This is a genomic window from Psychromonas sp. Urea-02u-13 (assembly GCF_002835995.1).
Taxonomy (GTDB): domain Bacteria; phylum Pseudomonadota; class Gammaproteobacteria; order Enterobacterales; family Psychromonadaceae; genus Psychromonas.
Genome location: NZ_PJBZ01000067.1, coordinates 95,301 through 116,754, shown reverse-complemented (window position 1 = coordinate 116,754; position 21,454 = coordinate 95,301). Strand labels below are relative to the sequence as shown.

16 protein-coding genes are annotated in these 21,454 nt (G+C 39.7%); 7 read left to right on the top strand and 9 right to left on the bottom strand.

The features are described 5' to 3' along the window. Window positions 1-46: 46 nt before the first annotated feature. Together CXF74_RS12425 and CXF74_RS12420 are read left to right on the top strand one after the other, a co-directional pair. Window positions 47-1,201, top strand: a complete 1,155-nt coding sequence (locus CXF74_RS12425; protein WP_101082759.1) for an efflux RND transporter periplasmic adaptor subunit — start codon at window positions 47-49, stop codon at window positions 1,199-1,201. A 9-nt stretch (window positions 1,202-1,210) separates the two neighbouring features. Then, on the top strand, window positions 1,211-4,354 hold the full coding sequence (locus CXF74_RS12420; RefSeq protein ID WP_101082758.1) for an efflux RND transporter permease subunit: 3,144 nt from the start codon (window positions 1,211-1,213) through the stop codon (window positions 4,352-4,354). A 268-nt stretch (window positions 4,355-4,622) separates the two neighbouring features. On the opposite strand, the gene CXF74_RS12415 is transcribed toward CXF74_RS12420, so the two are convergent. From CXF74_RS12415 to apbC, 3 genes are all read right to left on the bottom strand, one after another. Continuing rightward, the gene (locus tag CXF74_RS12415) at window positions 4,623-5,753 is read right to left on the bottom strand and encodes a hypothetical protein (protein WP_101082757.1); all 1,131 of its coding nucleotides are present in this window, start codon (window positions 5,751-5,753) and stop codon (window positions 4,623-4,625) included. A gap of 75 nt (window positions 5,754-5,828) precedes the next feature. Further along, the gene (locus tag CXF74_RS12410; protein WP_101082756.1) at window positions 5,829-6,080 is read right to left on the bottom strand and encodes a DUF2164 domain-containing protein; all 252 of its coding nucleotides are present in this window, start codon (window positions 6,078-6,080) and stop codon (window positions 5,829-5,831) included. Between the two features lie 132 nt (window positions 6,081-6,212). Continuing rightward, on the bottom strand, window positions 6,213-7,298 hold the full coding sequence (gene apbC, locus CXF74_RS12405; RefSeq protein WP_101082755.1) for an iron-sulfur cluster carrier protein ApbC: 1,086 nt from the start codon (window positions 7,296-7,298) through the stop codon (window positions 6,213-6,215). Window positions 7,299-7,447: 149 nt separating this feature from the next. Here apbC and metG point away from each other — a divergent pair, with 149 nt between their 5' ends. The 3 genes from metG to CXF74_RS12390 all read left to right on the top strand — a co-directional run bounded on the left by metG (window position 7,448) and on the right by CXF74_RS12390 (window position 10,371). Continuing rightward, window positions 7,448-9,508, top strand: a complete 2,061-nt coding sequence (gene metG / locus CXF74_RS12400; RefSeq protein WP_101082754.1) for a methionine--tRNA ligase — start codon at window positions 7,448-7,450, stop codon at window positions 9,506-9,508. 191 nt (window positions 9,509-9,699) lie between these two features. Beyond that, complete coding sequence (locus CXF74_RS12395; protein WP_157822399.1) at window positions 9,700-9,942, top strand: hypothetical protein; 243 nt, start codon at window positions 9,700-9,702, stop codon at window positions 9,940-9,942. Between the two features lie 132 nt (window positions 9,943-10,074). Then, window positions 10,075-10,371 (top strand): hypothetical protein, encoded by a 297-nt coding sequence (locus CXF74_RS12390; protein WP_101082752.1) that lies wholly within the window; start codon window positions 10,075-10,077, stop codon window positions 10,369-10,371. 108 nt (window positions 10,372-10,479) lie between these two features. On the opposite strand, the gene galU is transcribed toward CXF74_RS12390, so the two are convergent. The 4 genes from galU to ydiJ all read right to left on the bottom strand — a co-directional run bounded on the left by galU (window position 10,480) and on the right by ydiJ (window position 15,825). Beyond that, complete coding sequence (gene galU / locus CXF74_RS12385) at window positions 10,480-11,310, bottom strand: UTP--glucose-1-phosphate uridylyltransferase GalU (protein ID WP_101082751.1); 831 nt, start codon at window positions 11,308-11,310, stop codon at window positions 10,480-10,482. A 110-nt stretch (window positions 11,311-11,420) separates the two neighbouring features. Beyond that, window positions 11,421-12,254 carry a CvfB family protein gene (locus CXF74_RS12380; protein ID WP_101082750.1) on the bottom strand — a complete coding sequence of 278 codons (834 nt, stop codon included), beginning with the start codon at window positions 12,252-12,254 and terminating at the stop codon, window positions 11,421-11,423. 12 nt (window positions 12,255-12,266) lie between these two features. Next, window positions 12,267-12,692 (bottom strand): hotdog fold thioesterase, encoded by a 426-nt coding sequence (locus tag CXF74_RS12375; protein WP_101082749.1) that lies wholly within the window; start codon window positions 12,690-12,692, stop codon window positions 12,267-12,269. Window positions 12,693-12,780: 88 nt separating this feature from the next. Further along, window positions 12,781-15,825 (bottom strand): D-2-hydroxyglutarate dehydrogenase YdiJ, encoded by a 3,045-nt coding sequence (gene ydiJ / locus CXF74_RS12370; RefSeq protein ID WP_101082748.1) that lies wholly within the window; start codon window positions 15,823-15,825, stop codon window positions 12,781-12,783. Between the two features lie 387 nt (window positions 15,826-16,212). Between ydiJ and CXF74_RS12365 the strand changes: the two genes are divergently transcribed. Next, entirely contained in the window at window positions 16,213-16,419 is a 207-nt protein-coding gene (locus tag CXF74_RS12365; protein ID WP_101082747.1) for a hypothetical protein, read from the top strand. A gap of 126 nt (window positions 16,420-16,545) precedes the next feature. Here the strand turns inward: CXF74_RS12365 and CXF74_RS12360 are convergent, their stop codons facing one another. Together CXF74_RS12360 and CXF74_RS12355 are read right to left on the bottom strand one after the other, a co-directional pair. Next, a complete protein-coding gene (locus CXF74_RS12360; RefSeq protein ID WP_101082746.1) occupies window positions 16,546-19,773 on the bottom strand; it encodes an efflux RND transporter permease subunit in 3,228 nt (1,075 codons plus the stop codon). A gap of 1 nt (window position 19,774) precedes the next feature. Next, entirely contained in the window at window positions 19,775-20,965 is a 1,191-nt protein-coding gene (locus CXF74_RS12355) for an efflux RND transporter periplasmic adaptor subunit (RefSeq protein ID WP_101082745.1), read from the bottom strand. Between the two features lie 150 nt (window positions 20,966-21,115). Between CXF74_RS12355 and CXF74_RS12350 the strand changes: the two genes are divergently transcribed. Further along, window positions 21,116-21,373 (top strand): hypothetical protein, encoded by a 258-nt coding sequence (locus CXF74_RS12350; protein WP_101082744.1) that lies wholly within the window; start codon window positions 21,116-21,118, stop codon window positions 21,371-21,373. Window positions 21,374-21,454 lie beyond the last annotated feature (81 nt).

The window sequence follows — 21,454 nt, the reverse complement described above, 5'->3', positions numbered from 1 at the left end:
TAATAAGATGTAACCTAACAGACAAATTTTTGCAAAAAGGCTTCCAATGAACATATTTTCTATACGACGTACATGCGTGATTATCCCTCTATTATTGCTTTCTCTTACTGCTTGTAATGATACGAATGTAGTAAAAAAAGCGTCACCAACCCCTCACGTTGTCATTGAAACCATTAAAGAAACACAAATTCGCCCACAAATTAGTTTCATTGGACGTACAGAAGCAACTGAAGATGTGTCCATACGTTCTCAGGTTGAAGGTGTTTTACTAAAACGTCACTTCACCGGTGGCGATGACGTAGAAAAAGGAACCTTGTTATTTGAAATTGATGCTTCTCCTTACCAAACAACGGTTAACCAACAAAAAGCGTCTTTAAAACATGCTCAATCTGCCTTGAAAATTGCCACTAATCGCTGGCAACGTGGTAAAAAACTGAGTAAAACGGGTGCGATGTCTGAAATGGATATTGATGAGTTAACGGCAAGCATGAATCAAACCGAAGCCGATGTTGCTATTAAACAAGCAGCGCTTGAAACCGCATTACTTGACCTTTCATACACTAAAATTATGGCGCCTATCTCAGGCAGAATAAGCCGCTCCGCAGTCAGCACCGGTGATTTAATCACGGCTAATAACCTAGAGCTTGCGACCTTAGTACAACTTGACCCTATCTGGGCTAACTTTCAAGTGGCAGAAAAAACCTTAAGTAAATCACGTAACGCGTTTAGCAATGGCGCGCAAATCGGAACAGATGATCTAACTGTTACCATCGCTTTAAGTGAAACGCTTAACTATGAGCACATTGGTAAAATTGACTTTGTTGATAACCGCATCGACCAAAGCACAGGTACATTAGCCATTAGAGCGATTTTTGATAACCCTGATGCGTTGTTATTACCAGGGCAATATACAAGTTTATCAATCTCACTACCCGATGAAGATAGTGTCATCCTGATTTCACAATCTTCAGTACAAGAAGAGCAGCAAGGGCGTTTTGTTTTAGTGGTTAATAGTGAAAGTAAAATTGAAAAACGCATGGTGACATTAGGCAGCCGTTACGATGTACGCTGGGAAGTATTAAAAGGATTAGAGATTGGAGAAAAAATAGTCGTTGAAGGTTTACAAAAAGTACGCGTGGGTATTGTGGTTGATACAACAGAGCAAACTGAAACACCTTTTACTTCGCAAACTAAAAAGTAGGTTAGCACTATGATCAGTAAATTCTTTATTCATCGCCCCAAGTTCGCTTTTGTTATCTCAATTGTATTAACACTCGCCGGCCTATTATCGATTCCGATGTTATCCGTCGCAGAGTTTCCAGAAATTGCGCCACCACAGGTGAGTGTGACCACCAGCTATCGAGGTGCCAACGCTGAAACTGTAAAATCCACCGTTGCTCAAGCGATTGAGTCATCGGTTAACGGCGTAGAAGATATGTTATATATGTCTTCAAGTAGTGCAAATGATGGTAGTTATTCGTTAAGCATTACCTTTGCAGTAGGCACCGATGCCGATATGGCACAGGTTAATGTGCAAAATCGTGTCACTAAGGTCATGTCTAAATTACCAGCAGAAGTGCAACAGTCAGGCGTTTCAGTTAATAAGAAATCGCCAAATATGCTTTTAGTGGTGAATTTAAACTCACCCAATGAAACCTTTGATTCTCTATTTTTAAGTAATTATGCCAACATCAACATTAAAGATTCACTCGCACGTCAAACGGGTGTTTCAGATGTGCAAATTATTGGTGCAATGGATTACGCAATGCGTATCTGGCTTGATCCTAATAAAATGGCCAACCTCAATGTCACCACAGAAGATGTTATTGCCTCAATACGTGAGCAAAACATTCAAGTAGCGGCGGGTCGTGTTGGTGCATCACCTTCATCAAAAGATCAACGTTTCCAATATACCCTACAAACTAAAGGTCGTTTTCAAACCACAGAAGAATTTTCTGAAATAATGATCCGAGCAAATCCTGATGGCTCTAAAGTGTATTTGAATGCCGTTGCACGTTTAGAATTAGGTTCAAGCAGTTATGATGCAGAGGGTAAATTTAACCAAAAACCCTCCGCTATTATTGCAGTCTACCAGTCACCCGGTGCAAACGCGCTTGATGTCGCTAAGGCCATTAAAGAAGACCTTAAAAAGTTATCTCAAAACTACCCAACCGATATAGAAAGTGTCGTGGCTTACGACACCACAGAATCAGTGAGTGCATCGATTGGCGAGGTAATTGAAACCTTGTTAGTTGCTATTGTGCTGGTTATCTTCATCGTTTACCTTTTCTTACAAGATGTACGTTCAACCCTGATCCCTGCTATTGCAATACCCGTCTCGCTGATTGGTACCTTTGCCTTTATGCTCGCGATTGGCATGAGCATTAATACTATCTCACTATTTGCACTGGTGCTCGCCATCGGTATCGTGGTGGATGATGCGATTGTGGTGATCGAAAATGTAACTCGTTTGATGGAAGATGAAGGGTTAACCCCTGTTGAAGCCACTGAAAAAGCGATGAAAGAGGTAACAGGTCCTATTATTGCGACCACCTTAGTATTATTAGCGGTATTTGCACCCACAGCCGTCATGCCCGGCATAACCGGTCAAATGTACGCACAATTCTCTATTACCATCTGTATTGCTGTACTTATCTCCTCTGTGAATGCGCTGACATTAAGCCCTGCATTAGCTGCAACCGTTTTACGTAAACCTAAAAAACACACTAAAGGGTTTCATTTTCAGTTTAATAAGTTTTTTAACAAGTTAACTGAGCGTTATACCGCGCTAGTGAGTTTATTAGTCCGTCGCTTATTATTAGTGGGCATTGGTTTTGCGATTTTGATGGGCGCGTTATTAATGCTTGCCGGTAATACACCTTCTGGTTTTATTCCGCTTGAAGATAAAAAATCATTCATGGTAGATATTCAGTTACCCGATGGCGCATCATTAAACCGTACTGAAAAAGTGATGGATGAGCTGGTGACGATGGCCCGTAATGAGCCCGGTGTTGCCGACGTTATTCACGTGAGTGGTTTTAGTATTATGACCGGCTCCGTCGCTTCAAACGGTGGTTTATTGATTATCACACTTGATAACTGGGACGAACGTAGCGAAAAAAGCATGCATCAGATGCAAATCATTGCACGCTTACAAGCTAAGTTTAATACCATGCCGAGTGCAAAAGTGATGGCCTTTGCCCTACCCTCAATTCCAGGACTTGGCTCGACCAGTGGTCTCTCTTTTGTATTACAAGATAGCCAAGGTCGAAGCCCTGAACAGCTTTCACAAGTGATGGGATCGTTTATTCTTTCTCTTAATAGCTTACCTGAAGTGGCGTTCTCATTTAGTAACTTCCGCTCTAATGTGCCACAAATGTATGTGGATATTAACCGTCAAAAAGCCAAAGATTTAGGCATTGAGTTGTCGGTTATTTTTAATACCTTACAAACACAATTAGGCGGTTATTACGTCAATGACTTTAACCGTTTTGGTAAAGTGTTTAACGTGATGGTTCAAGCTGATAATGAGTTTAGGAATAGCGAAAAAGACATTAACAGTTTCTATGTGCGCACTAAGAATAATGAAATGGTGCCGCTAAGTACCTTAGTGGAAATCACGCCTATTCTTGGCCCTGAATCAGTTAAACAATATAACCTGTTTAGCTCAACGGATATTAATATTTTCCCTGCGCCAGGTTACAGTACCGGTGAGGCGATTGCTGCCGTAGAGCGCGCGGTAAACACGTTGCCATCGGGTTACAGCTATGAATGGACAGGACAAACCTTTCAAGAACTACAAGCGGGTAACTTAGCGCCTTTCATTTTTGCACTGGCGTTCCTGTTTACTTACTTGTTCTTAGTCGCACAATATGAAAGTTGGACAATTCCACTCGCGGTGATGCTATCGGTACCGTTAGCGATGTTTGGCGCCTTTATTTACCTTAATATTATGGGTGTTGAGCTTAATCTATATGCTCAAATTGGACTGGTACTGTTAATTGGATTGGCCAGTAAAAGTGCGATTTTAATCGTGGAGTTTGCCAAAGAGTTACGTGAAGGTGGAAAACCAACACTTGAAGCAGCTGTTGAAGCGGGAAGATTACGTTTTCGCGCCGTACTAATGACCGGTCTTTCATTTGTATTAGGTGTTATTCCCTTGGTGCTTGCCACAGGCGCAGGTGCTGAAAGTCGTAAATCGCTAGGTTATGCGGTATTAGGAGGCATGATTGCTTCAGTCATCTTAGCAACGGTACTAGTACCTATTTTCTATGCCATGATGCAAAAAATGCGCGAAGCAGCAAAAGCACCCAACGAGAAACCTATTTTATTGGATGACGAGAGCCAAAGCTAGAAAGCAGGAAGGCTGAAAGCTAATACATAAAACGAAAAAGCCCAAGCAGATTTTATTTGCTTGGGCTTTTTATTCACATTTTTTTGTTCGACTGATAAGAAAGCTCACCACGAAGCAGCTGTGCGACACAGAGGACACGAAGGAAATATGAATAAAGGTTTATGTGGGTCTTACCTTCGTGTTCTTCGTGCCTTCGTGGTTAATTGCTTTTGACTTTATGTTTTGACCTTACTGAAAGCTAACAGCTAAAGGCTGATAGCTTCTTCACTTAAAACTTTGGATAACTTTTTTGCTCAAAATACTCTGCGACTGAAATAAGCTCGTCATCGAACTGTTCATCGCGTTTAATCGCAATACTGCTGTCTTTCATCAATAACGTTAAACCGCTGATATTATCCGTTAGTTGCCCTTCTTTCAGCTCTGTTAATGTTAAATAAAGCTTAACCGCTATCATAGGGTTGGCGACTTTTACAATTTCTATATTGACCAAACGGCATTCAGGATAAGGCAACTCGATATCCATCAAATGTAACACGTTGTCATTTGATAGCTCAGCATCCACGTTGTCAGTGCGAATTAAACCATCTTGATTGATCCATGAGGTGAGTGTGCTTTGTAATGTGCAGTCATATAATTCCACATAAGAAGAATTACAGATTTTTAATGTGCCTTGGCAATAAGAAATATATTCAACACAACGGTTATTCGAATCGTTTAGACGTTGTACGTAACGGTAAAACTTTTGCATCGCTTGAAAATTAGTCACATCAGTTTTAGTCACCATAACCAGCGGATTCGCCTCAAGTAGCAGATAAATCACCTGAGAGACTTGATCATATAAAGGCCCCTGACTCTCAGGAAAAGCAAACTCTACTAGAGTATTTGTCCCGTCCTCCGTTAACCGAAAATAACCTGACTGTTGTTCGAAACTCATAGTAAACAATGTTTGCCCGGCAATGGGCTGACCTTGTTGTTCTGCCTGAATAGCCAATTCTGTCAAATAACGCGAAATTTTATGAGTCGGTTTAAGCGCGGTCAAGGTTAATATACAAGCAACCCCTGTCTTTTCCTCATTGAAAAGAATCATCGGGTCAAGACCCTCTTCCCCAATATGAATGGCGACACGCTCTTCTATATTTTGCTTTTTACGTCGCTCCTGTCGACCAATAGGCTCCGCTACCTTGTAAAAGTCAAAACCATCATTTTCTTTAAGCTTCAAATGCCTAGAAAGTGCATAAAGTAAGATGCACAGTAATGCCCAACTTATATAAACAAAAATAGAAATAGAATCTAAAAAACTTATCTTAATGAAAAAGATAATCAGAAAGCCCAGCCCAGTGGCAACAATAAAAGTACGTTCCAAATTTTCGGTAAGTGTCTTTAAATCAAGGTGTTTCATTATAAAATTCGTCAATTAACAAGGTAATGGCTTATTCTACAAGTAATATTAATAAAAGATCAACCAACTAAATAACTAATCAAAGTCAGTGACCTTCTCAAGCTCATAAAATGACTCAGTGATCGTGTCCAGCTTGTCATCTAATAGGCGCCGAGCATCGTTAAGCCCCTGATTGTAATAAACACCACCGACTTTTTCGCTGAAGAAGTCTAGCAAAAACTCCGCATCAAAATCGCCGATCTCTTGATCTAACTCTTTATCAAAATAGCGTTGAATATCACTCACGATTCTTGTTTTTTGATCTCTTGAAAACTTGATAGTTGCCATTATATATACTCTTTAAGTAAAAGAAGAAGCCGTCAGTTATTAGCTGTCAGCTATCAGCTATCAGCTATCAGAAACACCTTGTTTCCTATCCGAAGATTAAGAAAGACTGAATTTACTGAAAGCTGAAAGCTGTTATTTAACTTCGGTTATATTGATTTGTTGGCTTGCTGGTTGTAAGTCGCGATAGAGATTAATCGCTAACGTTTCCGCCAAGGCAAGATAAGGGTTGATTAACGTTGCCTTCTCTCCTTTGCTCACTGTAGGATTGCCTTCGTCGCTGTCTTGACGATAATCAATATGTAATGGCAATCTGCCCAGAAAAGGTAATTTAAACTGTGCCGCTAATTTTTCACCGCCTCCTGTTCCAAAAATAGCTTCTTCATGACCACAGTTAGAACAAGTAAACAAACTCATATTTTCAACAATGCCCGAAATATGTGTTTCAACTTTATTGAACATAGTGACCCCTTTTTTGGCATCAATCAGCGCAACATCTTGAGGAGTTGTCACAATAACCGCACTACTAACGGGTACATGTTGTGACATAGTCAGTTGAATATCCCCTGTCCCAGGCGGCATATCCACGATTAAATAATCCAATTCAGGCCAAGCAGTTTCATTTAAGACTTGTTGCAAGGCTTTACTGGCCATTGGCCCACGCCAAATCATCGCATCTTCTTCGGCGACTAAAAAACCAATGCTATTACAGACGATGCCATGTGCTTCAATCGGTAACATTAATTTCCCATCTGCACTGCTTGGTTTTTCATTCTTAGCACCCAGTAATGTGGGAATAGAAGGACCGTAAATATCAGCATCTAACATGCCGACTTTAGCGCCATTTTTAGCCAATGCTAATGCCAGGTTTACACTCACCGTAGATTTACCAACACCGCCTTTACCGGATGCCACCACAATAATGTTTTTGATTTGATTAAGGGCAGTTTTATTACTGCTACTTTGTAATGCAATAACATCATTGTTTACTTGCCAGTTGAGTGGTTTGCCTAACATTTTTTGTATTTTAGTCGCATTAGTTTGTTGTAATTTACTTAACCACTGAGGAGCATAAAAAGGCAGATTAAGGGTTAAAGAACATGCGTCTTCATCAAAATCAATACGCTGTTCCTGCTGTAATTTTTTAAGTAATTGCTTGTTATCAGACTCACTAAGCAAGCTAATAATTTTGTCCAACTGACTGGTTCTTTTAAATAACATAACAATCCTAAAGGGAGAAATAGCAGAAGATCAGTTTAACAAAAACAAACCATTTTTCACCCCTAATTTAAGAGTGGGCTTTAGTTGATGAATTGGGTAGAATTACGCCCTTAAAAAACAAATTACTGATAAATAGGAATAACCATAAAATGGCAAACCAAGATCGTAAAATCCTTGTTACCTGTGCCCTGCCTTACGCAAACGGCCCGATTCATTTAGGGCACATGCTAGAGCATGTACAAGCAGATATTTGGGTACGTTTTCAACGTTTACGTGGTAACAATGTCCATTTTGTTTGTGCAGATGATGCACACGGCACCGCGATTATGCTTAAAGCTCAAGAAATGGGTATTACACCAGAAGAACTAATTGCAGGTGTTCAATCCGATCATGAAAAAGATTTTGAAGGTTTTGATATCAGTTTTGATAATTACCATTCAACACATTCAGAAGAGAACAAAGCTCTTTCTTCACAAGTCTATTTAGCATTACGCGATAAAGGCTACATCACTAAAAAAGTGGTTTCTCGCCTATATGATCCTGAAAAAGAGATGTTTTTAGCGGACCGCTTTGTAAAAGGCACTTGCCCTAAATGTAAAGCAGAAGACCAATACGGCGATAACTGTGATGCCTGTGGTGCAACATATAGCCCTATCGACATGATTAATCCTAAATCAGTTGTTTCTGATGCAACGCCTGTGATGAAAGATACTGAAAACCTCTTCTTTGATGCTGCACAGTTTCAAGAGATGTTAGTGGAATGGACTAAATCTGGTCCATTACAAAGTGAAGTTGCTAATAAATTAAGTGAATGGTTTGAAAGTGGTTTGAAAGCATGGGATATCACCCGTGATGCACCCTACTTTGGTTTTGAAATCCCAGATGCGCCAGGTAAATTCTTCTATGTATGGATGGATGCGCCAATTGGTTACATGGGTAGCTTTAAAAATCTTTGTGATCGTACTGAAGGTTTAAATTTTGATGAATACTGGAAAGCAGACAGTACAGCTGAGCTTCATCACTTCATTGGTAAAGACATTATCAACTTTCACGGTTTATTTTGGCCTGCAATCTTAGAAGGTGCGGGTTTCCGTAAACCAACGGGTGTGCATGTTCATGGTTATGTAAACGTGAACGGTGAGAAAATGTCTAAATCAAAAGGCACGTTCATCAAAGCAAGTACTTACCTAGAGAACTTAGACCCAGAATGTTTACGTTATTATTACGCTGCTAAACTAACTTCACGCGTTTCTGATTTAGATCTTAACCTTGAAGACTTCACGCAGCGTGTTAATACCGATGTGGTTAATAAACTGGTTAACTTAGCGTCTCGTACTGCTGGTTTCATTGCTAAAAAATATGACGGTGAATTATCAATCACAGTTGCAGAGCCTGAGCTTTACCAACAGTTTATCGAAGCAGGCGACTCTATTGCTGAGCAATTTGAAAAACGTGAATTTGCACGTGCGATTCGTGAAATCATGACACTTGCCGACCTTGCTAACAAATATATCGATGATAAAGCGCCTTGGGCATTAGCAAAAGTTGAAGGTAAAGAGTTAGAAGTTCAAGAGATCTGCTCAATGGGTATTAACCTGTTCCGCGTTTTAATGACTTACTTAAAACCAATCATGCCAAAACTAACAGCACGCAGTGAAGAATTTTTAGCTGAAACGTTAGACTGGGAAGTGATTAAAGCGCCGTTATCAGGCCATAAAATCAATAAATTCAAAGCGTTGTTCCAACGTATCGACACTAAAAAAGTGGAAGCAATGGTAGAAAGCTCAAAAGACAGCATTGAAGCGGATAAAGCAGCCAAAGCCGCTGTAATTGCAGCTGAACTTGAAGATTCAAAGTCAGAGCTTGATAAAGAGCCTCTGGCACCTGAAATCGACTTTGATACCTTTGCTAAAACAGATTTACGTGTTGCGCTTATCGTAAAAGCAGAGCATGTTCCAAAAGCAAACAAACTACTTAAATTGACACTCGATATCGGTGGCGAAACACGTACTGTTTTTGCTGGTATCAAATCAGCTTATAACCCAGAAGACTTGGAAGGTAAGTTAACGGTAATGGTCGCTAACCTTGCAGCACGTCAAATGAAGTTTGGTTTGTCGGAAGGTATGGTATTAGCAGCAGGACCTGGCGGTAAAGAGATTCACATCTTAAACCCAGATGATGGCGCAAAACCAGGCCAACGTATCATGTAAGGGAAAAGAAAGCTGTTAGTTAACAGTCATTAGTCGCTAGAAGCTAGAAGCTAGAAGCTAGAAGCTAGAAGCTAGAAGCTAGAAGCTGATCACTAAAAAAGGCGCTTGTTAATTTATTAACAAGCGCCTTTTTATTTTCAGGGCTACACTTTTTTTATTGATTCATAAAGAGAGTAATTGCTATGCGCTGTATGTTCTGTAAACAAGAAGTACTCAATAAAGATGATAAATTAGGCAAACCTATTTCACTCGCTAGACGGGGAATTGCACACGCTAAATGCGCTGAAGAAGATTTGATTGAAAAACGCATATTTGGCTCTATTCATATTAAAGAGATAGTGCTTGAAGATCTCTATGAACTACGTGAATTAGTTAAATCAGAAATAGAAGAGCGAGTTAAACGTAATAATGATGAAGCAAACCTACTGGAGTAATATAAGCCAAAAACGATGTGCCTTATGAACTTGATTACCTAGGATAAATGAATGTGATCACGCTAGGAATTACCGCTCTCCAAGGATGATCTCTGTTAGAATATGCCTCTACATTATTAAGAGGCTCAACACATGACAAAATACATTTTAGCAACCACAGGGTTATTCAGTACGTTACTGGGCATCGCTTATTTACATTTTATGTTTGGTAGCTATTATTCAGGCACTGATGCGTCAAGTGACTATATATTCTCTTATGGTTATGTGGCTTTATTGTTAGGCTGTGTATTAGCAATGTCTTGGGGAAATATAAGCTCATTTGAAGATTACCAGCGCAGTATTAATGGTGATAAGCGCTTCGGACTTAAGCTCGGTGGTGTCTTTGGGGTTGTCGCCGTTTTATTAATGGTAACAGCAGCTTTCATTTAATACTGCTCTTCAAGTAATTCATCAGGCATAAAAAATCCCAAACTCGTTGGGATTTTTTATTGATAACGCTTTATAAAGGCTTTGGATAAGACCCCGAGTCTTTATCCGTTACTCTTTATAGATATTATCGTATACAAAGTTAGTTGCTTCGATGTAACCCGGTACACTACCGCAATCAAAACGTTTACCTTTAAATTTATACGCTAATACACAGCCTGTTTTTGCTTGCTGTAATAATGCATCAGTAATTTGGATTTCGCCGCCTTTACCAGGAGGAGTCTCTTTTAAAATATCAAAGATATCAGGCGTTAAGATATAACGACCGATGATTGCCATATTACTTGGTGCAGTACCCGGCTCTGGTTTTTCAACCATGTCATCAACGCGGTAGATGTCGTCTTTGATCATCTCGCCTTTAATAACACCGTATTTATGCGTTTCTTCGTCAGGTACTTCTTCAACTGCAACAATCGAACAGCGGAACTGTTTGTAAAGTGCAACCATTTGCTTAAGCACGCCGTCTTCAACGCCATCTTTAACACACATATCATCGGCTAAAATAACAGCAAAAGGTTCATCACCAATCAGCTCTTTACCGGTTAAAATTGCATGCCCTAGACCTTTCATTTCGCGTTGGCGAATAAAAGTAAATTTTGCATTTTCCATGATAGAACGAATATCGTTTAGTTTTTCTTCTTTCGCTGTACCGCTGATTTGATGCTCTAGCTCATAGTTTAAATCGAAGTGATCCATCAACGAGTGTTTACCACGTCCAGTAACAATACACATCCCTGTCATACCTGCTTCTAATGCTTCGTCAACACCAAATTCGATCAGTGGTTTGTTAACGATAGGCATCATTTCTTTAGGCATAGACTTAGTTGCTGGCAGGAAACGAGTTCCGTAACCTGCAGCTGGAAATAAACATTTTTTTATCATGGTGTCCCTACTGTATAAAGTTTTATTTTTGATGTATTTATTGCAGGCTAATTTAACATTTTGTTGCTTATAATAAAACAATAAATGCATTCACTTTTATAAAAAATAGACTATTCGTTGATACGAATACCGTCATTTTCAATGGTGATTAAATGTTTGCGGTATAATTGACCAATTGATTTTTTAAAGTTTGCTTTACTCATTTTTAGAATTTTTGCAATTTGCTCAGGTTTACTTTTATCATGTAGCGGTAAGAAACCTTGATTCTGTTTTAAGCTTTGTAAAATACGTTCAGCTAACGCATCCACTTTTGCATAACCGACTTTAGTTAAACCAACATCTAATTTACCATCCTCACGAATCTGCTTTATGTAACCTTTACACTGTTTACCAATACCCATATCACCAAATACTTCGGTTTCAAAGAGTACGCCCCAGTGTTTATCGTTAATAATCGCTTTAAAACCTAAATCTGTTTTATCGGCAATTAAAATATCAACCTTGTCACCCACAGAGTAATCAGCCGGTTCGTTATCTAAAAAGCGATCTAGCTTTGAAGAGGCAACTAAGCGCTCGCTAATATCATCTTGGTAAATATAAACAACGTAACCGTAACCTTCTTTCATCGGTATTTTTTGCTGATTAAACGGTACTAATAAATCTTTTGGCAATCCCCAATCAAGGAAAGCACCGGCACGGTTGGTATCAATCACTTTAAGTGAAGAGAATTTATTAACTTCAGCTTTTGCACGTTGTGTTGTTGCAATCAAACGGTCTTCTGAGTCAAAGTATAAAAATACATTAACATTGTCACCGACTTGCATATCATCGGTTGTGTAACGACGTGGTAATAAAATTTCACCTTCGTCTGCGCCATCAAGGTATAAACCAAACTCTACGCGTTTTACGATTTTAAGTTCGTTATAAGTACCAATTTTAATCATATTATTTCTCTGTTATTTAGGGCGATCAATTACAGCCAGCGTCAAACGCGACGTACAGACCAATTGCTCTTTTTCATTGTGTATTTCTATCTGCCATACCTGTACGGTACGACCTAATCGAATTGCTTTTGCTATGCCAGTGACTACGCCTGTTTTTACACTGCGTAGATGATTTGCATTGACCTCAAGGCCAACACACACTTTATCCGCTGACACCGCAAGGTTACCTGCGACACTGCCTAATGTTTCTGCCAATACGACTGAAGCCCCACCATGTAATAAACCATGAGGCTGATGAGTACGGCTATCAACCGGCATTGTCGCCTTTATAAAGTCATCGCCAATTTGGGTATATTCAATACCTAATAAAGCGATGATTGTATTGTCGCTTATCTTATTCAGGCGTATTAATGAACTGTCTTTTTTCCAAATAGACATCGATATTTAATCCTTTGTAACGGCTTCGAGATTCGAGCTAATAGCTTCGAGTTACGAACTTCGAAGCTCGTGGCCCGCAGCTAGAAGCTTATAAAATCGCTAACAACGCTTGCACTGGATGTTTCAATACTTCACCTTCAATGCGTTTCACTTGGCTACGACATGAATAGCCTGTCGCTAAACATTCACTGCGATCACGTTTTGCAATTTCCGCTTCCCAACTCAAGCTGTAAATCGCTTTTGATTGCTCCACTTTACCTGCATCGTGACCAAATGTCCCTGCCATACCGCAACAGCCAACCGCAACATCACTAAACTGGCTACCAAAGTGATTAAAGATTCTAGTCCAATCACCTGCAGAAGTCGGTTCAGCCGTTTTCTCAGTACAGTGCCCAAACAGATAAAACTGTTTATCGGTTAACGCTTTTGCATTACCTTTCAAGCGTGGTAATAACCATTCTTGGAATAGTTGCACATTAAACTGACCACGTTGCTCACCTAACGCTTGTTTATATTCATCACGGTAACAAAGCACCATTGCCGGGTCTGTCCCCACCATTGGAATATTCAGTTCACTCATTTCATTTAAAAATTGGCCTGAGTCTTTAGTTGTTTTAGAAAATTTTTCAAGGAAACCTTTAATATGCTGTGGTTTACCATTAGGTTTAAAGGGTAATAATACCGGTTTATAACCTAGTTTCTTAATCGTTAACATTAAATCACGCACCACATCCGCATCATAATAAGTAGTGAAAGGGTCTTGTACAATTAATACATAACCTTCGCGCTCAATAGGTGTTAACGCTTGTAATTTTTCTAAATCAAACTCGTTAATGGTTTTCTTTTTAAGCGCAGATTTAAGCGTCGGCGCTGAAAGCAAGGGAATATCAACCATACCCACAAACTTTTCAGTCAATGACGCCGTTATTTTCATCTTCATAAAGAAGTTAAAAAAGCGCGGCATCTTACCCATCAAGGGTGCATATTGTTCAACGTAAGCAACAAAATAATCTTTTAATGGGCGTAAATAACGACCGTGATAAAGGAAGATAAAACGCGAACGGAAAGTCGGCACATCAACCTGAATCGGACATTGGCTTGAACACGCTTTACAAGCTAAACAGCCCTGCATTGCATCCATCACTTCATGTGAGAAGTCATACTCGCCTTTGTTTTTTGCTAAGCTATTTTTAAACTTAGTAAAGATACTCGCATTTTTTCCTGCATAGAGGTCATTCTCTAATTGCAGCACATCAATATCGTTATTAGCTAATTGACGCAACCACTCACGCATTAAACCTGCGCGGCCTTTCGGTGAATGAACACGATCACTGGTCACTTTTACCGACGGACACATAGGTGATTTAGTATCATAATTGAAACATAAACCATTACCGTTACAATCTAAGGCTTGGGTGAAACTTTCACGTACTTGCACCGGGATTTGTCGGTCAAAGGTGCCACGTTTTACCGCATCAACACTCACTAACTGTTCAGTTGAATCTAATGGTGTACAAATTTTACCTGGATTAACACGATTTTGAGGATCAAAAGCCGTTTTAATTTTACGTAATTCAGTAAACAGTTCATCACCAAAAAACGCAGGGCCATATTCACTGCGGAAACCTTTACCATGCTCTCCCCACATTAAACCTTTATATTTAGCCGTTAATGCCACCACTTTATCTGATATCTCACGCATCAATACTTCTTGTGATGGGTCACATAAATCAAGTGCAGGGCGAACGTGTAAAACACCTGCATCAACGTGACCAAACATGCCGTAATGAAGCCCTTTATCATCGAGCAACTGACGAAACTCAATAATGTAGTCTGCTAAGTTTTCTGGCGGTACACAAGTATCTTCAGCAAAGGCGATAGGTTTAGACTTACTTTTTGTTTTACCTAATAAACCCACCGCTTTTTTACGCATGCCATATATTTTATTAATATCTGAAAGCTGATCGCAAATCTGATAACCAATAACACCGGCTTCTTTAGCGGCGATTAAACGGTCCAGTTCCGCTGTTAATACGGCTACTTTTTCATCTTGAATAGTTGCATCTTCTTCAACAAATTCAACAATGTTAATACCATCCATGACTTTATTAGGCACATCGGTAATGAGTGCACTAACACTGTGCCAAACGATATCTTCTTTGGCTAAATTCAACACAGTAGAGTCGACGGTTTCAACAGAAAGCGCGTTAGCGTTAACTAAAAATGGCGCATTTTTAAGTGCGGATTGGAAGCTGTCATACTTAACATTAAATAAGGTACGGTAAGTTGGGATTTTTTGAACATTTAATTTGGCTTCAGTAATAAACGCCAGTGAACCTTCAGAGCCACATAAAAGTCGTGATAAATCGACAGTGCCGGTTTTAGCATCGTATACATGTTTTAAATCGTAACCGGTTAAGAAACGGTTTAATTTTGGAAAACCCGCTTCAATTTGTGCCTGTTTAGACTCGCTGGTTGCAATTACTTGTCGGTAAACTGCACCGATAGCATCTTCACGTTCGCTTTCTTTAACTAATGCTTCACCATTAATCGGGGCACTGTCTAAGACTTCACCGTTAATTAACACCGATTTAAGCGCTAAAACATGATCACTGGTTTTTCCATAAGCTAATGAGCCTTGACCCGATGCATCGTTGCTTACCATGCCACCAATCGTTGCACGGTTACTGGTAGAAAGCTCCGGCGAAAAAAATAAACCATGGGGTTTCAGATAAGCGTTTAATTGGTCTTTGACCACACCCGTTTGAACACGTACCCAGCCTTCACTCACATTAAGCTCTAGGATTTGATTCATAAATTTAGAGAGGTCTAAAATAATGCCATCAGTTAATGATTGGCCATTCGTGCCAGTGCCACCACCACGTGGTGAAAAACGAATATCAGCAAACTCAGAAGATTGTGCTAGTTGACAAATTTCCACAATATCTTGCGTCGATTTAGGGAAGATAACCGCCTGTGGTAACCATTGGTAAACACTGTTATCGGTCGCTAACGCTAAACGGCTCGCATAGCTTTTTGCTATTTCACCTTGGTAGTCGGTGTTAAGTAGTGCGCTTAAAAAGGCAAAGTAGTCTTGCTTGATATTTTCGTTGTGGCTTAAATTGGGAATCATACAGCACGCACCTAATCCATTAATTGCTATTCAAAGTAGCTGAGTAAAATAGGCGCGTATAATAGCACATTTAGGCAGGACACCTCAAAGAGCTTTATCAGCTAAGATAAGGTTACATTTTAGTCACTTGAAGAGAACAAAAAACCATGACCATCAAGCGACAGCACTAAGCTGAAAACAACTAAAAAATCATCACCACGAAGCCGCTTCGCTACACAGAGTGCACGAAGAAGACATCAATAAAGGTTGGGTTTTACTTTGCCTTCGTGGTTAATCGCTTTTGATCTTAACAAGCAAAAAATCATTACCACGAAGTCGCTACGCTACACAGAGGACACGAAGAAAACATTAACAAAGGTTTAGGTTGGTCTTTCCTTCGCGTTCTTCGTGCCTTCGTGGTTAATTGCTTTTGACCTTAACGAGCAAAAAATCATCACCACGAAGAAAACATCAGAAATATTGGTTGTTAGTTTTTGCTTTACCTTCGCGTTCTTCGTGGTCGGCGTTTTTCAAGGGGGGTTAATCGCTTTTGACCTTGATTTAGATTTAGATTTGGTACTTGCTGACAGCCGACAGCTAAAAACTAACAACTAACAACTAACAACTAACAACTAACAACTAACAACTAACAACTTCTTTATTGCAGCAGTGCGACACAGAGGGCACGCAGAAAACATGAATAAAGGTTTGCTTTACCTTCGTGTCTTCGTGGTAAATTGTTTATGACACTTCAATCCCTTCAGAGTCTTTGCCCTTCCATATTTTAGCGGGTAAGGCTTTAACATCTTCAATCATGATGTATAAACAAGGGATTAATAACAGCGTCACGATAGTGGCAAATAAAACACCAAAAGCCAACGATACCGCCATTGGAATCACCATCTGCGCTTGCATGCTGGTTTCCGTCATAATAGGCATCAAACCCACAAAGGTGGTCAATGAGGTGAGGAATATCGCTCTAAAACGACGCTTACCCGCTTGCATGACCGCTTCTTTCATTTTCACGCCACGTCGCCGTGCCACATTAATGTAATCAACCATCACTAGTGAATCATTTACTACCACGCCCGCTGCTGCAATAATGCCAAAAACAGACAGCATGCTGAGGTCTAAATCAAAGACCATATGGCCAATTACCGATCCCACAATACCAAAAGGAATGATGGCCATGATCATCAAAGGTTGCGCGTAAGATTTCAGCGGAATAGCCAACAAGCTATAAATAATTAATAACGCTAATACAAAATTACGTAACTGCGTATTAGCACTGTCCATCTCTTCTTGGATTTTACCCGAGAGTTTCATCTGCACCTGCGGGTAATCTTTTAATAGCTCAGGTAAATAATTATCACGAATATCTTTAGCTAATTTAAAGGGCTCAACTTTATCTGCATCAACAGCAGCCCAAACAGTGATTGTTCGACGTCCATTTTCACGGCGGATTTTATTTAACCCCTCTGTCACGATAATATCAGCGACCTCAGAAAGCGGGACTTCGACACCATCGGCTAATCGAATTAAAGTATTAGCCACCAAGCTAATCGAGTTACGTTGCACCTCTGGGTAACGGAGCATGACTTTAATCTCTTCGCCGTTACGTAATAATCGTTGCACCTCTAAACCATAAAAACTATGTCCGACTTGCGTCGCAATGTCTTTAAGTGTTAACCCAAGACTATAAGCCAATGGTTTTAAAGTGAATTGCACCTCACGGGTACTTGATTCATGACTATTGGCAACATCAGCCACCCCTTGCAAGCTATTTAATTTATCCACCAGCTTATTAGAAACTGCTAATAACTGCTGTGAGTCTCTTCCTTGTAATCTGAAACTCACATCGCCATCATCACGGCCATTACCAAAGAGGTTATCTTGCACTTTCAGTTCTTTAATACCCGCTATTTTAGGGAAGGCTTGGCGCCATAAAGCGGCTAATTCGAAAGTATCAATCGGTCTTAATTCAGGATCAACGAGTTTAAGCATCACTTCAGCTTTAGAGCGTCCGAGCAATTGTACTTGGCTATCGGAGACCATATTTTGGCCATATTCATTGAGTAGTTGTAACTCTATCTTTTGAATCGTTTCTTCCACCGCAAGGGCTGCGCTTAATGTTGCTTTTTCCGATGAGTTAAGTGTCATTTCAATAGTGACGCGGGGGAAGTCTTGGGGAATTTTAGGCTGACCAATATAACGCACTAAGCCACTTTGATATAAGCCCGCGCATAACACTAATAAAGCAATAAACAGGGCAATTACCGTATAACGATAACGCAGCGCTTTTTGCAGTGTCGGTAGATAAAGACGATGAATGCAATACTGTAAACTTATATCTACTTTTCTTTGCAGAAAGTTAACGATATTACGTAACCAATCAAGGGGGTTTTTAGATCCGGGTTTAACAATTTTTCGTGCTTTCATTGAGGCTAAATGGGCAGGTAAAATCAGTTTCGATTCGATCAATGAAAAAATCAAACAGAGGATCACCACAAAACCAATTGCCTTACCAAAAGCAGAACTGGGGCCGTCATCCAATGTTATCGGCAAAAAAGCAGCAATCGTGGTTAATACACCAAAGGTTGCCGGCATCGCTACCCGCTTAACACCACGGATAACATTATCAATATGTTGTCCTTTTTTTTCACATTCGTCATGAGCACTCTCCCCCATCACGATGGCATCATCAACCACTATGCCTAACACTAAAATAAAGGCAAACAGGCTGATCACATTGATGGTGACATCAATCATCGCACTGGGCATCAGTAATAAGGTGCCCAGAAAACAGATAGGCAAGCCCATCATTACCCAAAATGCCAAACGGACACGTAAAAATAGCGCTAATAATACAAAGACTAACAGCGCGCCACTTTTCATACTATCGAGCATTAAGTCTAATCGACCTTGCAAGTAATAGGTCATATCAACCCAGGTTTCTAAATTAATGCCGTCAGGTAATAGACTTTGCTTATTATCAACATATTTATGCACGGCAGCGGCAACATCTGTGATGCTTTGGTTATTAGCAGCACCAATGAAAAAGGTCACTGAGTTTTTGCCATTAAACTTGGAATATTGAATACCTTGCTCAAAGGTATCTTTAATATCGGCAATATCACTTAATAATAACTTGCTACCATCTTCCATCGTTAGTAACGGTAAGACTTCAAACTCACTGCCAATATAAGCTTGATTTTGTACACGTAAATTAATAAAACCATTTTCAGCGCGGATTTGCCCAGCAGACATATTTTGAGAGAAGCCACGAATAGCGGTTGCCACCTCGTTAAAGGTTAATCCATATTTACGCAGTTTATCTTTACTCACTTCAACGGCAATTTCGTAATTTAAACCGCCATAAAACTCGGTGATATTAACGCCCGGTAACGCTTTAATTTCATCGTGAATGGTATTACCAAGATCCTTGAGTTGGCGTGCATTGAGATCGCCATAAAGACTCATATACATCACCTCTTGACGTAATTTCACACGTTCAACGTTGATATTTTCCATGCCGTCGGGAAAACTAGCAATAGAATCAATCTCGTTTTTAATCTCTTCTAATACTAAGTTAGGATCATAATCATCCTCAACACGAATATGCGCAGACATCATATTTTGCTTAGAGCGGGTTATCACACGTCTAAGGCCTTGAACGCTTTCTAACGCCTCCTCTATTTTGATGGTGATGCCCTCTTCCACCTCTTTAGGCGCAGCGCCCGAATAAACAGCACTTAGCTCTATCCAGTTAATATCGACTTGCGGAAAAAACTGTTTACGAATGGTATTAGCGGTTAACAACCCACCCACTATGATGATAATCATCAGTAGATTGGCCGCCACAGAGTTACGTGCAAACCAAGAAATCACGCCTTTGTTTATATCTAACGTATCATTTGAAGTAATGTCTGAGCTATTTGCTAAGCTGTCATTTAATTTTTTTTCAGACATGTTATTTATCCGCCTGGTGAACGGATAGTTCAGTAGCGCTCATGTTTAAAGCGGTATGTTCGATCGTTTTTTCTTTAATCAATAAAGGCATGCCTTCAATTGGGTAATCGAGTGCAGAAGTGATCACTTGCATACCATCACTTAACCCTTTGTTAACATAGGCTTTACCATCTAAAACACGTGCAATATTAATCGCTTGAAAATGTAATAAACCTTGCTTATTAACAATCGCGACTTGGCTATTGGTAATTAAATGTTGGTTAATAACACTCACATTGTCTATTTTTTTACCGCTAATACGTGCTGTTACATAGGTGCCAAAACGTAACTTTTCAGCATCTTTACTTCTTAATTGGTAAGGGTCTTTTACTTGCACCACCAAATAGTTCATATGGCTACGTGCATCAATAACACCTTCATTTCTCACTACAACACCAGACCATGTTTGTTTTACACCAGAGATAGTGGCATCAAGGATCACTTTTGCGTTATCTCCACTATTCATTAAATATTGCATTTCGCTATCGGCAACCGGTAAACGTAATTCAGCAATATCCGTGCTCAATACTTGTCCTAGCGCTGTGCCAATGCTTGCATAAGAGCCTAAAGAAATTAAACGCGTATGGATAAGGGCATCATAGGGCGCGCGTATAATAGTACGTTCTACATTTCGTTTGGCACGCTTTAGCCCTGCTTGGCTAGATAATAAACGCGCTTTTTCCTGTGCAACTTGTGGCTCGCGCAGACTCAATGATGTCGGCTTTGAACCTTTTATTTTTCGCCACTGCTCTTTAGCCACATTAGCATTGGCTATTTCAAGTACTAAAGCGGCTTCTGCTGATGCGATGTTTGCTTGCGCATCAATTAAAGCAGCCTGATAATCATTAGCATCAATTTTGGCCAGTATCTCACCTTTTTTTACAAACCCGCCACGCACAAACTTCTTCGATAAATAGCGAATTTCACCACTCACCTGGGCAACAAGGTCCGTTTCAAATTGGCTTTTTACCACACCATAAGAGCCTACAGCGAAATCAATCGAAGAAGCTTCTATCACTTGCACGGTCACTAAAGGCGTATTATCCACAACCTCTTTTTCAACAGGCGGCTTTTTAAGTTGTAATGCGCCCCAATAAGCACCCGCACTAATTAATAAAATAACAAGAGGTAAAAGAAACTGTTTTTTATTCATTGAATTACCCTGAATGAAAATATGAAATGAGTGTATAAAAAGGCGACATTGCTAGTGTAACAAAATAATAAATATAAAAAACAAACTTGAAATGATAATAATTATCAATTAGAGTTAAGGGAAGTGCAATAACCCTATAAGGAGGAGATCATGGATCATAAAACAGAGGAAAAAAAATTAGTGCAACTTGAGGTAAGCCTTGAAAAACTAGCAATTTTATTTGAAAGTGGTCTGATCTGCGCAGCTGAAATACGCTGTTTGACAGCACACTCCAAACAGCAAGTTTCTGATCTTTGCCTGAGATCTTGTGCCAAAAGAATCAGTTGTAATGTCTACCCGTTGTCAATCAAAGAGCAAAACGCCACAATCGATGAAGTGAAGAGATACGAAAGCCACCGACAGATTTAATCCTCACGATTTAATTCTTATTATTTAATGAATAAGAACATTAGCCCATCGTTATCACTTTAGTTAATACGCGTTTTATCT

Coding starts and splice junctions, on each gene's coding strand:
- CXF74_RS12425 (WP_101082759.1), top strand. CDS start 47: ATGAACATATTTTCTATACGACGTACATGCGTGATTATCCCTCTATTA.
- CXF74_RS12420 (WP_101082758.1), top strand. CDS start 1,211: ATGATCAGTAAATTCTTTATTCATCGCCCCAAGTTCGCTTTTGTTATC.
- CXF74_RS12415 (WP_101082757.1), bottom strand. CDS start 5,753: ATGAAACACCTTGATTTAAAGACACTTACCGAAAATTTGGAACGTACT.
- CXF74_RS12410 (WP_101082756.1), bottom strand. CDS start 6,080: ATGGCAACTATCAAGTTTTCAAGAGATCAAAAAACAAGAATCGTGAGT.
- apbC (WP_101082755.1), bottom strand. CDS start 7,298: ATGTTATTTAAAAGAACCAGTCAGTTGGACAAAATTATTAGCTTGCTT.
- metG (WP_101082754.1), top strand. CDS start 7,448: ATGGCAAACCAAGATCGTAAAATCCTTGTTACCTGTGCCCTGCCTTAC.
- CXF74_RS12395 (WP_157822399.1), top strand. CDS start 9,700: ATGTTCTGTAAACAAGAAGTACTCAATAAAGATGATAAATTAGGCAAA.
- CXF74_RS12390 (WP_101082752.1), top strand. CDS start 10,075: ATGACAAAATACATTTTAGCAACCACAGGGTTATTCAGTACGTTACTG.
- galU (WP_101082751.1), bottom strand. CDS start 11,310: ATGATAAAAAAATGTTTATTTCCAGCTGCAGGTTACGGAACTCGTTTC.
- CXF74_RS12380 (WP_101082750.1), bottom strand. CDS start 12,254: ATGATTAAAATTGGTACTTATAACGAACTTAAAATCGTAAAACGCGTA.
- CXF74_RS12375 (WP_101082749.1), bottom strand. CDS start 12,692: ATGTCTATTTGGAAAAAAGACAGTTCATTAATACGCCTGAATAAGATA.
- ydiJ (WP_101082748.1), bottom strand. CDS start 15,825: ATGATTCCCAATTTAAGCCACAACGAAAATATCAAGCAAGACTACTTT.
- CXF74_RS12360 (WP_101082746.1), bottom strand. CDS start 19,773: ATGTCTGAAAAAAAATTAAATGACAGCTTAGCAAATAGCTCAGACATT.
- CXF74_RS12355 (WP_101082745.1), bottom strand. CDS start 20,965: ATGAATAAAAAACAGTTTCTTTTACCTCTTGTTATTTTATTAATTAGT.
- CXF74_RS12350 (WP_101082744.1), top strand. CDS start 21,116: ATGGATCATAAAACAGAGGAAAAAAAATTAGTGCAACTTGAGGTAAGC.